The organism is Kitasatospora purpeofusca, from assembly GCF_036010405.1.
GTDB classification, from domain to species: domain Bacteria; phylum Actinomycetota; class Actinomycetes; order Streptomycetales; family Streptomycetaceae; genus Kitasatospora; species Kitasatospora purpeofusca.
This window is the reverse complement of record NZ_CP108561.1, coordinates 4,479,766-4,493,598: the sequence shown is the minus strand read 5'-3', so window position 1 is coordinate 4,493,598 and position 13,833 is coordinate 4,479,766. Positions and strand designations below refer to the sequence as shown.

At 70.1% G+C, this 13,833-nt stretch carries 11 protein-coding genes; 2 read left to right on the top strand and 9 right to left on the bottom strand.

The window, feature by feature from the left end:
- Nucleotides 1-86: 86 nt before the first annotated feature.
- Entirely contained in the window at nt 87-1,034 is a 948-nt protein-coding gene (locus OG715_RS19835; RefSeq protein ID WP_266270132.1) for a hypothetical protein, read from the bottom strand.
- Nucleotides 1,035-1,216: 182 nt separating this feature from the next.
- On the opposite strand from OG715_RS19835, the gene OG715_RS19830 reads away from it, so the two are divergent.
- Nucleotides 1,217-2,191 (top strand): HhH-GPD family protein, encoded by a 975-nt coding sequence (locus OG715_RS19830; protein ID WP_266270131.1) that lies wholly within the window; start codon nt 1,217-1,219, stop codon nt 2,189-2,191.
- Nucleotides 2,192-2,275: 84 nt separating this feature from the next.
- Here OG715_RS19830 and OG715_RS19825 read toward each other — a convergent pair whose 3' ends face one another.
- On the bottom strand, nt 2,276-3,901 hold the full coding sequence (locus tag OG715_RS19825; protein ID WP_266270130.1) for an MDR family MFS transporter: 1,626 nt from the start codon (nt 3,899-3,901) through the stop codon (nt 2,276-2,278).
- Nucleotides 3,902-4,154: 253 nt separating this feature from the next.
- On the opposite strand from OG715_RS19825, the gene OG715_RS19820 reads away from it, so the two are divergent.
- The gene (locus OG715_RS19820) at nt 4,155-4,781 is read left to right on the top strand and encodes a TetR/AcrR family transcriptional regulator (RefSeq protein WP_266270129.1); all 627 of its coding nucleotides are present in this window, start codon (nt 4,155-4,157) and stop codon (nt 4,779-4,781) included.
- Between the two features lie 132 nt (nt 4,782-4,913).
- On the opposite strand, the gene OG715_RS19815 is transcribed toward OG715_RS19820, so the two are convergent.
- From OG715_RS19815 to OG715_RS19785, 7 genes are all read right to left on the bottom strand, one after another.
- Nucleotides 4,914-5,840: a M23 family metallopeptidase gene (locus OG715_RS19815; protein WP_266270128.1), complete on the bottom strand. Its 927-nt coding sequence runs from the start codon at nt 5,838-5,840 to the stop codon at nt 4,914-4,916.
- A 402-nt stretch (nt 5,841-6,242) separates the two neighbouring features.
- Entirely contained in the window at nt 6,243-8,591 is a 2,349-nt protein-coding gene (locus tag OG715_RS19810; protein WP_266270127.1) for an immune inhibitor A domain-containing protein, read from the bottom strand.
- A 350-nt stretch (nt 8,592-8,941) separates the two neighbouring features.
- A complete protein-coding gene (locus tag OG715_RS19805) occupies nt 8,942-11,461 on the bottom strand; it encodes an ATP-dependent Clp protease ATP-binding subunit (protein WP_266270125.1) in 2,520 nt (839 codons plus the stop codon).
- A gap of 670 nt (nt 11,462-12,131) precedes the next feature.
- Complete coding sequence (locus tag OG715_RS19800) at nt 12,132-12,482, bottom strand: histone-like nucleoid-structuring protein Lsr2 (RefSeq protein ID WP_266270123.1); 351 nt, start codon at nt 12,480-12,482, stop codon at nt 12,132-12,134.
- 92 nt (nt 12,483-12,574) lie between these two features.
- A complete protein-coding gene (locus tag OG715_RS19795; protein WP_266270122.1) occupies nt 12,575-13,111 on the bottom strand; it encodes an amino-acid N-acetyltransferase in 537 nt (178 codons plus the stop codon).
- A 9-nt stretch (nt 13,112-13,120) separates the two neighbouring features.
- Nucleotides 13,121-13,570, bottom strand: coding sequence for a BlaI/MecI/CopY family transcriptional regulator (locus tag OG715_RS19790; protein WP_266270121.1), 450 nt, complete (start codon nt 13,568-13,570; stop codon nt 13,121-13,123).
- 140 nt (nt 13,571-13,710) lie between these two features.
- Nucleotides 13,711-13,833, bottom strand: coding sequence for a hypothetical protein (locus OG715_RS19785; RefSeq protein WP_030393758.1), 123 nt, complete (start codon nt 13,831-13,833; stop codon nt 13,711-13,713).

The window sequence follows — 13,833 nt, the reverse complement described above, 5'->3', positions numbered from 1 at the left end:
GCCACTCGGTGCCCGGCCCCCGACCACGCAGAAGGCCCGGACCGTGGGAACGGTCCGGGCCTTCTGCGTGGTCGGAAGGGCCGGCCTCAGTTCTCCAGCCGGATCGGGGAGCGGGCCGAGGCCTGGCCGCCGGAGAGGCCGGTGAGGTCGGCGACCACCAGGTAGTTGCCGGCCGGGGCAGCCGCCGGGTCGGCGGTCGCGCACTGCGGCTTGCTGCGGACCCGGTCCCAGCCGAAGGTCTCGGTCAGCCCGCCGTTGGCCGGGAGCTGGACCCAGGCGCTGCTCCGGTCGGCCGGGCAGTCGCCGGAGGACCAGATGCGCTCGCCGTTGCTGGCGGTGACGGTGATCGCGGAGGCGGTCCGGCCGAGGTCCACCCGGCAGTTGGCGGCCGAGGAGTTGTTGATGGTCAGCGCCAGCTTGGGCTTGTCCTTGGGCTGGTAGGAGTTCTGGGCGCTGGCCAGATTCAGCGTCACCTGGGAGGAGGCGCAGACCGGCAGGGCCATGATCTCGGTGGTGTTCACCGGGGGCTGGCCGCCGTTGCCGCCCGCGCCGCCCGAGGTGCTTCCGCCGGAGGCGCTTCCGCCCGTGCCCGCGCCACCACCGGTGCCCGCGGCACCACCGGTACCCGCGCCGCCCGCGCCGCCTGTGCCGCCCGCCGCCCCGCCGGTGGCGAGTGCCGGGGCGGTGCCGCCGGTGGTGCCGCCGGTGCTGAGGCTGACGTCGCCGCCGCCGGAGCCGCCCACCGCGCCGCCGGAGGCGCTGCCGCCGCCACTGCCGCTGCCGGGACGGGAGTTGTTGGCCGGTCCGCTCGGCGAGGCGCCCGGCGTGATCGCCTGGGCGGGCGTCTGGTTCTGCGACTGGGTCGGGACGGCCTGTGCGGCCTTGTCCTTCGCTCCGTCGCCACCCCCGCCCTGATCGGCCATCAGCCAGATGACGAGGGCGGCGACCGCGACGGCGGCGACGATCACGACGACACGCCGACGCCAGTAGATCGAGGCCGGCAGCGGTCCTACGGGTTGACGGAGAGAGGGCACGCCCAAACTCTACGAGACGGTGTGTGTCCCTTGACGCACCAACACCGCACAGTCACCCCTTCCTTCACATGATCCGCCATTTGCGCCGTTCGGGCGAGGCTGAATGGGGTGTTTTGCACGTCTAACCGGAATCTCATGATCCGCTTCAGTGGCCGGTCCGGGCATGGGAGGATCGAAGGGCCATGGCTGCCAACACCGTCACCCCCGTCCTCCCCGCCCCCGCCGGCCCCGTCGCGCCCCCGGGGCCCGGGACGCCCGCCGAGGCCGCGCCGAAGCTCGGGCTGCCCCTGCCGGTCCTGCACGCGACCGTGCTCGACTGGTACGCGGCCAACGCCAGGGACCTGCCCTGGCGGACGCCGGACGCCTCGCCCTGGGCCGTGATGGTCAGCGAGTTCATGCTCCAGCAGACCCCGGTGAAGCGCGTCCTGCCCGTCTGGGAGACCTGGATGGAGCGCTGGCCCACCCCGGCCGACCTGGCCGCCGAGGCGCCCGGCGAGGCCGTCCGGATGTGGGGGCGGCTGGGCTACCCGCGCCGGGCGCTGCGCCTGCACGGCGCCGCGGTGGCGATCACCGAGAAGCACGGCGGTGAGGTCCCGGACGACCACACGACCCTGCTCTCGCTGCCCGGGGTCGGCGAGTACACCGCGGCGGCGGTGGCCTCCTTCGCGTTCGGCCAGCGGCACGTGGTGCTGGACACCAATGTTCGCCGGGTGTTCGCCCGCGCCGTGACCGGCGACGAGTACCCGGCGCAGGCCACCACGGCGGCCGAGCGGCGGACCGCGACCGCGCTGCTGCCCGCCGCCGACCGCACGGCCGCCACCTGGGCGGTCGCCGTGATGGAGCTGGGCGCGCTGGTCTGCACGGCCCGGGGCCCGGAGTGCGGGGACTGCCCGCTGTTCACCTCCTGCGCCTGGCAGCGGGCCGGCCGCCCGCCGTACGAGGGCCCGGCCCGGCGCGGCCAGACCTACGAGGGCACCGACCGCCAGGTGCGCGGCAAGCTGCTCGCGGTGCTGCGCGAGGCGCACGACGAGGTGCCGCAGGCCCGGCTCGACGAGGTCTGGCCGGACGCCGTGCAGCGCGCCCGCGCCCTGGACGGGCTGGTCGCCGACGGACTGGTCGAGCCGGTCGAGCAGGGCGTCTACCGGCTGCCCAGGTAGCGCTCCCGCTCCCGGGGACGACAGAGGGCCCCCGCCCGCCGGTTCGGCGAGCGGGGGCCCGGTGCGTTCCGGGGGCGGACCCGGTCAGATCGCGACGGCCTCGGTGTTGCCGACCGGGGCGCCGCCCTCGGCCTCGTCCTTGGCGTCGGCGGGCGGCCCGCCGGCCCCGCGCAGCGGCACCTCCCGCATGAAGACCGCGGCGGCGACCGAGATCAGGGCGGCGGCCGCACCCCAGAGGAAGACGGTGTGCATGCCGTTGGCCACCGCGTGGTGGTAGGCGTCCTGGACCGGCGCGGGCAGCGCCTTGAGCGCGTTCGGGCTCAGCTGGGCCGGGTCGCCGCCCTGGGCCGAACCCGCCCCGGCGGCCGAACCGAGCCGCTCGTTCATGGTCTCGGTGACCCGGTTGTTGAACAGTGCGCCGAACAGCGCCACACCGAAGGAGCCGCCGATGGTGCGGAACAGGGTGGCGGTGGAGCTGGCCACACCCATGTCCTTGAGCTCGACGCTGTTCTGCGCGACCAGCATGGTGATCTGCATCAGGAAGCCCATGCCGGCACCGAGCACCACCATCCAGCAGGCGGAGGTGAAGCCCGAGGTGTCGGTGGAGAGGGTCGACAGCAGCACCATGCCGGCGGTCATCACGACGGTGCCGATGATCGGGTAGATCCGGTACTTGCCGGTCTTGGTCACCGCCTGGCCGACCACCAGCGAGACGACCAGCATTCCGAACATCATCGGCATCAGCAGCAGGCCGGAGTTGGTCGCCGAGGCGCCCTGCACGGTCTGCTGGTAGAGCGGCAGGAAGACGGTCGAGCCGAACATCACGAAACCGACCACGAAGCCGATGATCGAGACCAGGGTGAAGTTCAGGTTCTTGAACAGCGACAGCGGCAGCATCGGCTCCTCGACCCGCTGCTCGACGTAGCAGAAGCCGATCAGGGTGGACGCGGCCAGCGCGCTCAGGCCGAGGATCTGCTTCGAGCCCCAGGCGTACTCCTGGCCGCCCCAGGTGGTGATCAGGGTGAGCGAGGTGATGCCGGTGGTGAGCAGCAGCGCGCCGAGGTAGTCGATCCTGGCCTTGCTGCGGACCTTCGGCAGCTTCAGGGTGACCACGACGACGGCGAGCGCGACGGCGCCGAGCGGCAGGTTGATGTAGAAGGTCCAGCGCCAGTTCAGGTGGTCGGTGATGAAGCCGCCGACCAGCGGGCCGCCGATGGTGGCGAGCGCCATCACCGCGGCGAACATGCCCTGGTACTTGCCGCGGTCGCGCGGCGGCACCAGCGCGCCCATGATCGACATCACGCCGACCATCAGACCGCCGGCGCCCAGGCCCTGGAGGGCACGGAAGCCGATGAGCTCCGTCATGTCCTGGGAGAGGCCGGAGAGCGCCGAGCCCACCAGGAAGATCACGATCGAGGTGAGGAAGACGCCCTTGCGGCCGTAGAGGTCGCCGAGCTTGCCCCAGATCGGGGTGGAGGCGGCGGTGGCCAGGGTGTAGGAGGTGACCACCCACGAGAGGTGTTCGGCGCCGCCGAGCTCGCCGACGATGGTCGGCATCGCGGTGCCGACGATCAGGCCGTCGAGCATGGCGAGCAGCATGGTGACGACCAGGCCGATCATGACCAGGCGGATCTCGCGGGCCGAACGGGGCTGCTCGTCCTCGGCCGGTTGCTTCTCGGGGGCCGCGGTGCCGGCCTTGGGGTGTGACATGGGTGGGACTCCCGGACAGGGGGGCGGGCGACCGGTGGGGCCTGCGGAAGCCCCCTTACTTGTCGCCCGGCTAGTTTGTGGACCGTGGGCACGGTAGGTTGTTCACTAGCCGGTCGTCAAGCCAGTTTTTCGGTGGACTCCCGGGGCAGGAAGAATGGGGCGCACCAGTGTCGCCGGTCGGGGCGCCCGCCGCTCATGCCGCGGCGGCCGCAGGTCGCCGGGGACCGAACCACGACGCAGTCAGAGGCAGGCGATGGGCACGACGCAGAGCCCCCGTAGCGACACCCGGGCGCGCATCGTCGCGATCGCCCTGGAGCTCTTCTCCGAGCAGGGCTACGAGCGCACCTCGCTGCGGGAGATCGCGGACCGGCTGGGCGTCACCAAGGCCGCGCTCTACTACCACTTCAAGACGAAGGAAGACATCGTCCACGGCATCGTGGCGACCACCGCCGCGCCGATCGACGAGCTGATCAGCTGGGGCCGCGAGCAGACCTGGACCCCCGAGGTGCGGGACGAGCTGATCCGCCGGTTCGCCGCCGGGATGGCCGACCGGGCGCCGCTGCTGCGCTTCTTCCAGGAGAACCAGCCCGCGTTGCGCGACCTGCCGGCCGGTCAGGAGTTCCGGGACCGCATGATCGCCCTGGTCCGGCTGGTGCACGGCCCCGGGGCGACGTTCGAGGACCGGCTGCGGGCGATGATGTCCCTGTTCACCATCAACTCGGCGCTCTTCCTGCTGTACCAGGACCGGCGGCCCGAGGTGGACCGCTTCGTCGGGGACATCCCGGTCGCCGAGGCCACCCGCGAGGAGGCGATCGAGGCCGCCCAGCACGTGGCGCTGGAGATCTGCCGGCTGATCGTCCGGCCCACCCCGACGGACTGAGTTGTTCGAGGGGCGCGCACCGACCGGCCCGCGCCCCCGACCGGCCCGCGCCCCCGAACGGCCCGCGCTCCCGAACGGCCCCCGGCCCCGAGCGGCCCTCGCCCCGCTGCCCCCGCCCCCGTTGCCCGGGGATCAGAAGTCGGTGACCCCGCGCGCGGCGAGGTAGGCGATCGGGTTGATCACCGCGCCGTACTGGTTGGCCGAGCGGATCTCGAAGTGCAGGTGCGGCCCGGTGGAGTTGCCGGTGTTGCCGGAGCGGCCGATCTGCTGCCCGGCCGCGACCTTCTGGCCCGGCGACACAGCGAGCGCCGACATGTGCGCGTACTGGGCGAAGCGGCCGTCGGCCAGCCGCAGCACGACCTCCTTGCCGTACGCGCCGTCCCAGCCGGCCGACACCACGGTGGCGTTGCCGACCGCGAGCAGCGCGGTGCCGGGGGAGACCGCGAAGTCCACGCCGGTGTGGTACCCGGCCGCGTACTCGGGGTTGCGCACGCCGTAGGGGTTGCTGGTCGGCGCTCCCGGGATCGGCGCGGACCACTGCCGGGCCGGGGCAGGTGCAGGCGCGGGTGCAGGAGCGGGCGCGGGCGCGGCGGGCGCGGGGGCCTGCTCCGGCGCGGCGGCCTCCGGCTCGGCGCCGGGTGCCTGTCCCTCGGCCGGGGCCCCTCCCTCGGCCCCTCCCTCGGCCTGTCCCTCGGCCGGGGCCTGGTCGGCCGACGGCGCCGGGGCCTCCGCCTGAGCGGTCAGCAGATTGGCGGCGATCGCCACCGAGTCCTGGGCCGAGGACTGCTCCGACGGCAGGGTGTACGGGCTGGGGCCGGCGACCTGGACCAGCGCCGGGGCCGGGGCCGCGCTGTGCGGCGCGGTGAACACCGAGCTGCCGGGGGTGGTCGGGGCGATGGTCTGCGCCGAGGCGCTGACTGCGGCGGTGAGCACCAGGGCACCGGTCAGGACGGCCGCCCCGGCCGCGGCGGCGGTGGTGGAGCGGTTCCGGTCGGTCTGCCGAAGGAAGGCATCGGCGAGCCGGCACAGGGTCGGCCCGAGCGGCGGGACAGGAGACATCGGAACCTCACGAACACGTACGGGGCAGCACGCTGAGCCCGTTCGGGCGTGCAGAGTGGGGGACCACTCAGGTGTAACCGTCACCGACCGGAGTCCCAAACCGTGTGACGTACTACGGCGTGTAGTCATCATCGGGCCGGAAATTCAAACCGACGGAGTAACGATCATGCGATCGGATGCTCCGTTCATGGGACGAGGAGCGGACCCGCCCGTCCCGCCGTCCTACTACCCCCGCTCGTACCGCCCGCGAGGGCTGTGAGGAGCACCACCCGCCCGGCGGGTTTGGACCGTCCGGGTACAAAGGATCCAGCAAAGAATCCGGCCCGCCCCCGCGGGTGCGGGAGCGGGCCGGATCGGCTCAGCGGTGCCTGGTCACGGACCGGGCGTCAGAGCTCGGTTCGATCAGTTGTCGACCGGGCGGACGCGGATCCAGGTCTCCAGGTAGTTCGAGGACTCGTTCTCGACCTCGATGCTGGTGCCCGTCTTCGGGACGATGACGCTGCTGTACGGGTTGTCCTTGGTCCAGTAGGACTTCAGGTCGGAGAACTCGTCGACACCCTTGGCCTTCGGGATGACCGTCTCGACGCCCGCCCTGTGCAGGGTCAGACCGTCGGTGCGGCGCGAGCCGAAGGTGGAGTCGTAGCCGTTGATGCGCGGGCGCATCAGCGAGCCGTCCTTCCACTTCAGCGGGGTCGGGTGCGAGTCGACCGGCAGGATCAGGCCCTGACCCGGGTGGTTGGTGACGTTGTTGTCGGTCTGCGACTCGTCCCAGTACCAGATCAGCAGACCGGCCTGGTAGGGGTAGTGCTCGACGAAGAGCGGCTTGTCGGCGAAGCCGAAGTTGTACGGGCCGACCTTGAGGGTGCGGTCGTACGAGACGTACTGCCGGTTCTCCGCGATGTAGTACTGGTTGTAGTCGTTGGTGAACGAGCCGGTGGTCCGCGAGAAGCCCTTGGCGGTCCAGCCGTTGTCACCGTTCTCGGCACCGTCGGTGAAGACGTTGGCGCCGTCCGCGGTCACCGCGATGTCGTCCAGGGCCAGGCCCTTGAGGTGCAGACCGCCATCGGTGGTGTAGCGGAAGCGGACCTTGACGGCCTTGCCGGCGTAGGCGTCCAGCGGGAAGGCGAGGTCGCCCCACTTGTCGCCCGAGTTGCCGGTCAGCGAGGCCTTGCCGGAGGGGTCCTTCGGCAGCGCGACGCCGTTGTAGGTGCCGTCGAGGGCGGCCCAGTTGGCGCCACCGTCGGTGGAGACCTCGGCGTAGCCGTAGTCGAAGTCCTGCTCGATGTCGTACCAGGCCTTGGCCGACAGCGAGGCCTTGGCCTTGCCGGTCAGGTCGAGGTCGCGGGTCAGCGAGACGTTGAGGTCGTCCGCGCTGCCGCTCCACCACTCGTTGGCGCCCGCGAAGGGCTTGTTGATGGTGGTGGTGACGGCCTTCTTCGGCAGGTCGACGACGAGCGCCTGCGGGAGCGCGCTGTTGTACTCGACCGGGCCGATGTGGTGGGTCGACTCGGTGCCGGCCTTGGCCTTGTCGAACTTCAGCCAGCCGAGCTTGAGCTTGCTCCAGGCGTCGAGGTCGTTCGGCATGTCGCCGATCGAGTTCTTGCCCTCGCCGAGCCAGGAGCCGGACGACATCAGCGACCAGAAGCCGACCGAGTTGTCGATGCCGCTGCCGGAGGTGTCGTAGAGGTCCGGCAGACCGAGGTCGTGGCCGTACTCGTGGGCGAAGACACCGAGGCCGCCGTTCTCGGGCTGCATGGTGTAGTCGCCGACCCAGACGCCGGTGCCGCCGACGGGGGTGCCGCCGAGCTTGTTGGTGTCCGGACCGGTGGTGCCGGCGCCGGTGCCGTAGGCGTACGAGCGGTGGGCCCACAGGGCGTCAGTGCCCTGCTTGCCGCCGCCGGCCGACTGGTCCTCACCGGCGTGCACGATCTGGAAGTGGTCGATGTAACCGTCCGGCTCGTTGAAGTTGCCGTTGTGGTTGTAGTCGTACCGGTCCCACTGGTCGTACTGCGCGATGGTGGCCTTGATCTGCGCGTCCGTCTGGCCCTTGGCCTTCTGGTCGGCGACCCAGGTGTTGATCGCGTCGCGGATCAGGTCCTGCGCGTTGGCGCAGACGTGCTGGCCGCAGTAGTCCGAGCCGTAACGGGCCTCGTTGTACTTGACCTTCACCCAGTCGGTGACCTGACCGTCGACCGAGTAGCGGCCCGAGGACTGCTTCTCGTAGTAGGTCTTCAGCGAGTCACCGGACTTGTTGAAGTACAGGTCCTGGTAGTGCTGCTGGTTGTAGTCAGCCTGCCAGAGGGTGGAGTTGTTGGTCGCGGCGTCCGGCTTCTCGATCTGGTTGCGCTGCGGGCCGGGCTGGCCGCCGTACTTGATCTTGCCGTCCGGGGTCTTGGTGGTGCTGTCCACCTCGTCGCCGAACTCCACCAGGATGGTGAAGATCTTGTCCGTGCGCTCACGGGCCAGCTCGACGTACTTGTCCTTGCCCAGCTTGATGCTGGAGCCGCCGCCGTGCTGCTCGATCTGGGCGGTGCCGGCGAGCAGCTGCTCGGTCGCGGCCTTCTGCTCGGCCTCGACCTTCTCGGTCAGCGGGCCGGGAATGTTGTGCTCAGTGCTGGTCTGAACGGCGTCGGCCGGGTCCTGCGGGACGGGGGCGGCACCGGCGGCGACCGCCGTGCTCGGGAGCAGTCCCGCGCCGAGCGCGGCTATGACCGCCGCGACTGAGACGGCCGAAGCGGCTTTCCTGGTCATCTTCAACGTTGTGACGTCCTCCCCAAACCGTCCGGCTCTTGGCCTTCCGGTAAACCAATGAAAGACAGGTGGACGTCATTTGATCCAAGCGTGGACGGAAAAGATAGACCTTGACCGTGACATGGCCACAGCGCTATCCTCCGCGACTGCGTATCAGCTGACGTCCTGTCAACATCATTGTCATTAAAGATGACCATAGCTTCGATCGCACCCGCACCGGCCCCCGTTCAGGCCAACGACCTGCCGGTTCGTGGTTCTGATCACAGTTTCGACGGGCGCGCGGAAAACGGTCAGGGCCCCCGGCGCGAACGCCGGGGGCCCTAACCGTTGCTGTTGTCTGTTAAATGTTGCTACTTCGTCAGGTCCGGACCCGGCGAGGCGACGGCGGCCGGAGTGTCCGCGACTGCGGACTTCTCCTCGCCGCGGAAGGTGAACTTCGCTTCCTTGCCCTCGCCCTCGACACCGACGACCACGATGTGGCCGGCCCGCAGCTCGCCGAAGAGGATCTTCTCGGAGAGGTGGTCCTCGATCTCGCGCTGGATGGTCCGACGCAGCGGCCGGGCGCCCAGGATCGGGTCGTAGCCGCGCTTGGCCAGCAGCTTCTTGGCCTCGACGCTGAGCTCCAGGCCCATGTCCTTGTCCTTGAGCCGCTCGTCCACCTTGTCGATCATGAGGTCGACGATCTGGATGATGTCTTCCTCGGTCAGCTGGTGGAAGACCACGATGTCGTCGACGCGGTTCAGGAACTCGGGGCGGAAGTGCTGCTTGAGCTCCTCGCCGACCTTCGCCTTCATCCGGTCGTACCCGGTCTGGGTGTCGCCCTGGGCCGCGAAGCCCAGGTTGAAGCCCTTGGAGATGTCCCGGGTGCCGAGGTTGGTCGTCATGATGATGACGGTGTTCTTGAAGTCGACCACGCGGCCCTGGGAGTCGGTCAGGCGACCGTCCTCCAGGATCTGCAGCAGCGAGTTGAAGATGTCCGGGTGGGCCTTCTCGACCTCGTCGAAGAGGACGACGGAGAACGGCTTGCGGCGCACCTTCTCGGTGAGCTGGCCGCCCTCCTCGTAGCCGACGTAGCCGGGGGGCGAGCCGAAGAGCCGGGAGACGGTGTGCTTCTCCGAGAACTCCGACATGTCCAGCGCGATCAGCGCGTCCTCGTCGCCGAAGAGGAACTCGGCGAGCGTCTTGGACAGCTCGGTCTTACCGACGCCGGACGGGCCGGCGAAGATGAACGAGCCGCCGGGGCGCTTCGGGTCCTTGAGGCCCGCACGGGTGCGCCGGATGGCCTGGGAGAGCGCCTTGATGGCGTCCTTCTGGCCGATGACGCGCTTGTGCAGCTCGTCCTCCATGCGCAGCAGCCGGGAGGTCTCCTCCTCGGTCAGCTTGAAGACCGGGATGCCGGTGGCGGTGGCCAGGACCTCGGCGATGAGCTCCTCGTCGACCTCCGCGACGACATCCATGTCGCCGGCCTTCCACTCCTTCTCCCGCTTTGCCTTGGCCTGCAGGAGCTGCTTCTCGTCGTCGCGCAGGGACGCGGCCTTCTCGAAGTCCTGCGCGTCGATCGCGCTCTCCTTCTCGCGGCGCACATCGGCGATCTTCTCGTCGAACTCGCGGAGGTCCGGCGGCGCGGTCATCCGGCGGATGCGCATCCGGGAGCCGGCCTCGTCGATCAGGTCGATCGCCTTGTCCGGCAGGAAGCGGTCCGAGATGTACCGGTCGGCCAGGGTGGCGGCGGCGACCAGGGCGGCGTCCGTGATCGAGACCCGGTGGTGGGCCTCGTAGCGGTCGCGCAGGCCCTTGAGGATCTCGATGGTGTGCGGCAGCGAGGGCTCGGCGACCTGGATCGGCTGGAAGCGGCGCTCCAGCGCGGCGTCCTTCTCCAGGTGCTTGCGGTACTCGTCGAGCGTGGTGGCACCGATGGTCTGGAGCTCACCGCGGGCCAGCATCGGCTTGAGGATCGAGGCGGCGTCGATGGCACCCTCGGCGGCGCCCGCGCCGACCAGGGTGTGCAGCTCGTCGATGAACAGGATGATGTCGCCGCGGGTGCGGATCTCCTTGAGGACCTTCTTCAGGCGCTCCTCGAAGTCACCGCGGTAGCGCGAGCCGGCCACCAGGGCGCCCAGGTCCAGCGTGTAGAGCTGCTTGTCCTTGAGCGTCTCCGGGACCTCGCCCTTGACGATCGCCTGGGCCAGGCCCTCGACGACGGCGGTCTTGCCGACGCCGGGCTCACCGATCAGGACCGGGTTGTTCTTGGTGCGGCGGGACAGCACCTGCATGACCCGCTCGATCTCCTTCTCGCGCCCGATCACCGGGTCGAGCTTGGCCTCGCGGGCGGCCTGGGTGAGGTTGCGGCCGAACTGGTCCAGGACCAGCGAGGTCGACGGGGTGCCCTCGGCCGGCCCGCCGGCCGTGGCCGACTCCTTGCCGCCGGGGGTCTGGTAGCCGGAGAGCAGCTGGATGACCTGCTGACGGACCCGGTTCAGGTCGGCGCCCAGCTTCACCAGGACCTGGGCGGCGACGCCCTCGCCCTCGCGGATCAGGCCGAGCAGGATGTGCTCGGTGCCGATGTAGTTGTGGCCGAGCTGCAGGGCCTCCCGGAGCGACAGCTCCAGCACCTTCTTGGCCCGCGGGGTGAAGGGAATGTGACCGGACGGGGCCTGCTGGCCCTGGCCGATGATCTCCTCGACCTGCTGGCGAACGGCCTCAAGAGAAATCCCGAGGCTCTCCAGGGCCTTAGCGGCGACACCCTCACCCTCGTGGATCAGACCCAGGAGGATGTGCTCGGTGCCGATGTAGTTGTGGTTGAGCATCCGGGCTTCTTCCTGAGCCAGGACGACAACCCGCCGCGCGCGGTCGGTGAACCTCTCGAACATCGTTTATCGCTCCTCAGAGCGGTCGGGCAGTTCGGGGTCCGTCCCCGCCCTGTCCTTCCGCATGCTAGTCCCGCTCAGCGGCGCGGCCCACGGATTCGCTCCCCTCGCGAGGAGCGACATGCTGCGCGACCAGCCGACACCAATCCCAACCCGATGTTGGGAGACGGTGTTCCCGCACGCGGGCCGGATGCACCGGATACCGCTACGCCATCGGCGAACAACCGCCGCCGCGGCGCAGTCGGTGGGCGTCCGACCGGTCACGCGTACTGCCCCGGACGGGGTCGCGGACCCCGTCCATCTGCATTCATACCCGGTATCGGGGCGGTTCTCGCGCAGTTTCCGCGGTGGCGGTGTTCGCCTGGCGAGAAGTCGGCCGCCACTGACGGTCGGTCAGCCGCGGTCGCGGTGGCCGGTACGCCATCCCGGTGGTGTCCGCGTTACCGCTTCGCCCCTCCAGCGTTGCACAGGCCGTGACCGTTCTGCCGCCCGAGTCCGTACCCGGCCCGCTGCCCGAACGGGCGGCCGCGCCCGCGCCGGGCCGCCGCGGCGCCGTCCGGACGTACGCCGCAGGGCGCGGAGGGAATCCCTCCGCGCCCCGCGCGTGTGCCGTGGACGCTCCGGCCGGTGCCCGGGGCACCGCACCCGTCCGGGCGGCCGGGCAGTGCCCGGATCAGGCCGCGTTGGCCTTCTCGTAGGCCTCGCGCACATTGCTGGGGACACGACCGCGGTCGTTGACCTCCAGGCCCTGCTCCTTGGCCCACGCGCGGATCTTGGCGGTGTCCGGGACGCTGCCGGACGGGCGCGGGGCGGTGCTGCGGCCCGCGCGGCGGGGGCCTGCGAGGCGGCCGCTCTGCTTGCGCCCCTTCTCGACGAACGGCGCCAGCAGACCGCGGAGCTTGTCCGCGTTGGCGCTCTTCAGATCGATCTCGTAGGCAACGCCGTCGAGCGCGAACGTCACCGTCTCGTCCGCCGACCCGCCGTCGAGATCGTCTTCAAGAATGACCTGCACCCTCTGTGCCACGGGCTTCCCTTTCCGCTAAACGACCCATTGCCTAAGGAAAGGAAAGCGCCTTTTCCCGGAAAACACAAACCCCTGACCGTCCCGGGGGCGGCTCACAGGTGCAGCAGCATGCGCGAGTTGCCCAGCGTGTTGGGCTTCACACGCTCCAGGTCGAGGAACTCGGCAACACCTTCATCGTACGAGCGGAGAAGTTCTTCATAGACATCCGTAGCGATCGCCGCCGGGTCTGTCGTACCATCATCGGTTTCCTGGGCCTCGCCGATCTCCACGAAACCGTGTTTCGCGAAGAACGGGACCTCGAACGTCAAGCAGAAAATCCGACGGACGCCGAGCCAGCGGGCGGTCTCCAGCAGCTTCTCCAGCAGCAGGTGTCCGACGCCGTGGCCCCGGCAGGACTCGTCGACGGCGAGCGTGCGGACCTCGGCGAGGTCCTCCCACATGACGTGGAGCGCTCCGCAGGCCACTACCGTCCCGTTGTCGTCGCGTTCCGCGACCCAGAACTCCTGCACCGATTCGAACAGCATGACGGTGGGCTTGTCGAGCAGAATCCCGTCACGCGAGTAGGTGTCGATGAGCCCGCGCACTGCCCGCACGTCCGTGGTCCGCGCCCGGCGGATGGTGACCTCCATGGCGGGACGTTATCGTGCCGGCCCCGATCCGGTCTCCCCGGTATCCGCTCCGCCCCCCGGTCCGCTCTCCGGGGAATCCGGGGCCGCCGGATCGGTCGGGAACAGAGCGGCCACCCGCAAGGCGTCCCGCAGCGCCTCCCGTTGCTCCGGCGACATCAGGCCGAAGAAGTGCACCAGGGCCGCGGCCGGATTGTCGCCGGTCGCCCACGCGTCGTTCATCAGGGCCGCCGTGTACGCCTCGCGCGAGGAGACCGGTTCATATCGATAGGCCCGGCCGACGCGCTCCCGGCGGAGCCAGCCCTTTCGGTGCAGCTTGTCCAGGACGGTCATCACCGTGGTGTACGCGATTTCCCGTTCCGACCGCAGATCCAGAAGGACCTCGCGAACCGTGACCGGTCGGTTCCACTGCCACACCCGGGTCATGATGGCGTTCTCAAGTTCGCCGAGTTGCCGGACCATAGTCCGGCCAGGATAGGGAGTGAACAGGGCAAAACTTGTGAAGTGCCGCGAAACCGGCGCGCCGCCACCCCCGGAATCCGGGAATGGCGGCGCGGGGTGCGACGGGGCGTCCGGCGGATGCCGGGCGGCCGTGCGGCGACTCAGTCGACCAGGTCCTCCTTGGCCTTCTGGGCGCCGCCCTGGGTGCGGATGATGGCCCGCACCAGGAAGCCGAAGCCGATCGCCATGACCAGCGGTGGGACGATCGCGCTGACGTAGTCCAT

What these genes read in the sequence shown, in the direction of transcription:
- OG715_RS19830 (WP_266270131.1), top strand. Translation starts at nt 1,217, where the DNA reads ATGGCTGCCAACACCGTCACCCCCGTCCTCCCCGCCCCCGCCGGCCCC.
- OG715_RS19825 (WP_266270130.1), bottom strand. Translation starts at nt 3,901, where the DNA reads ATGTCACACCCCAAGGCCGGCACCGCGGCCCCCGAGAAGCAACCGGCC.
- OG715_RS19820 (WP_266270129.1), top strand. Translation starts at nt 4,155, where the DNA reads ATGGGCACGACGCAGAGCCCCCGTAGCGACACCCGGGCGCGCATCGTC.
- OG715_RS19815 (WP_266270128.1), bottom strand. Translation starts at nt 5,840, where the DNA reads ATGTCTCCTGTCCCGCCGCTCGGGCCGACCCTGTGCCGGCTCGCCGAT.
- OG715_RS19810 (WP_266270127.1), bottom strand. Translation starts at nt 8,591, where the DNA reads ATGACCAGGAAAGCCGCTTCGGCCGTCTCAGTCGCGGCGGTCATAGCC.
- OG715_RS19805 (WP_266270125.1), bottom strand. Translation starts at nt 11,461, where the DNA reads ATGTTCGAGAGGTTCACCGACCGCGCGCGGCGGGTTGTCGTCCTGGCT.
- OG715_RS19795 (WP_266270122.1), bottom strand. Translation starts at nt 13,111, where the DNA reads ATGGAGGTCACCATCCGCCGGGCGCGGACCACGGACGTGCGGGCAGTG.
- OG715_RS19790 (WP_266270121.1), bottom strand. Translation starts at nt 13,570, where the DNA reads ATGGTCCGGCAACTCGGCGAACTTGAGAACGCCATCATGACCCGGGTG.
- OG715_RS19785 (WP_030393758.1), bottom strand. Translation starts at nt 13,833, where the DNA reads ATGGACTACGTCAGCGCGATCGTCCCACCGCTGGTCATGGCGATCGGC.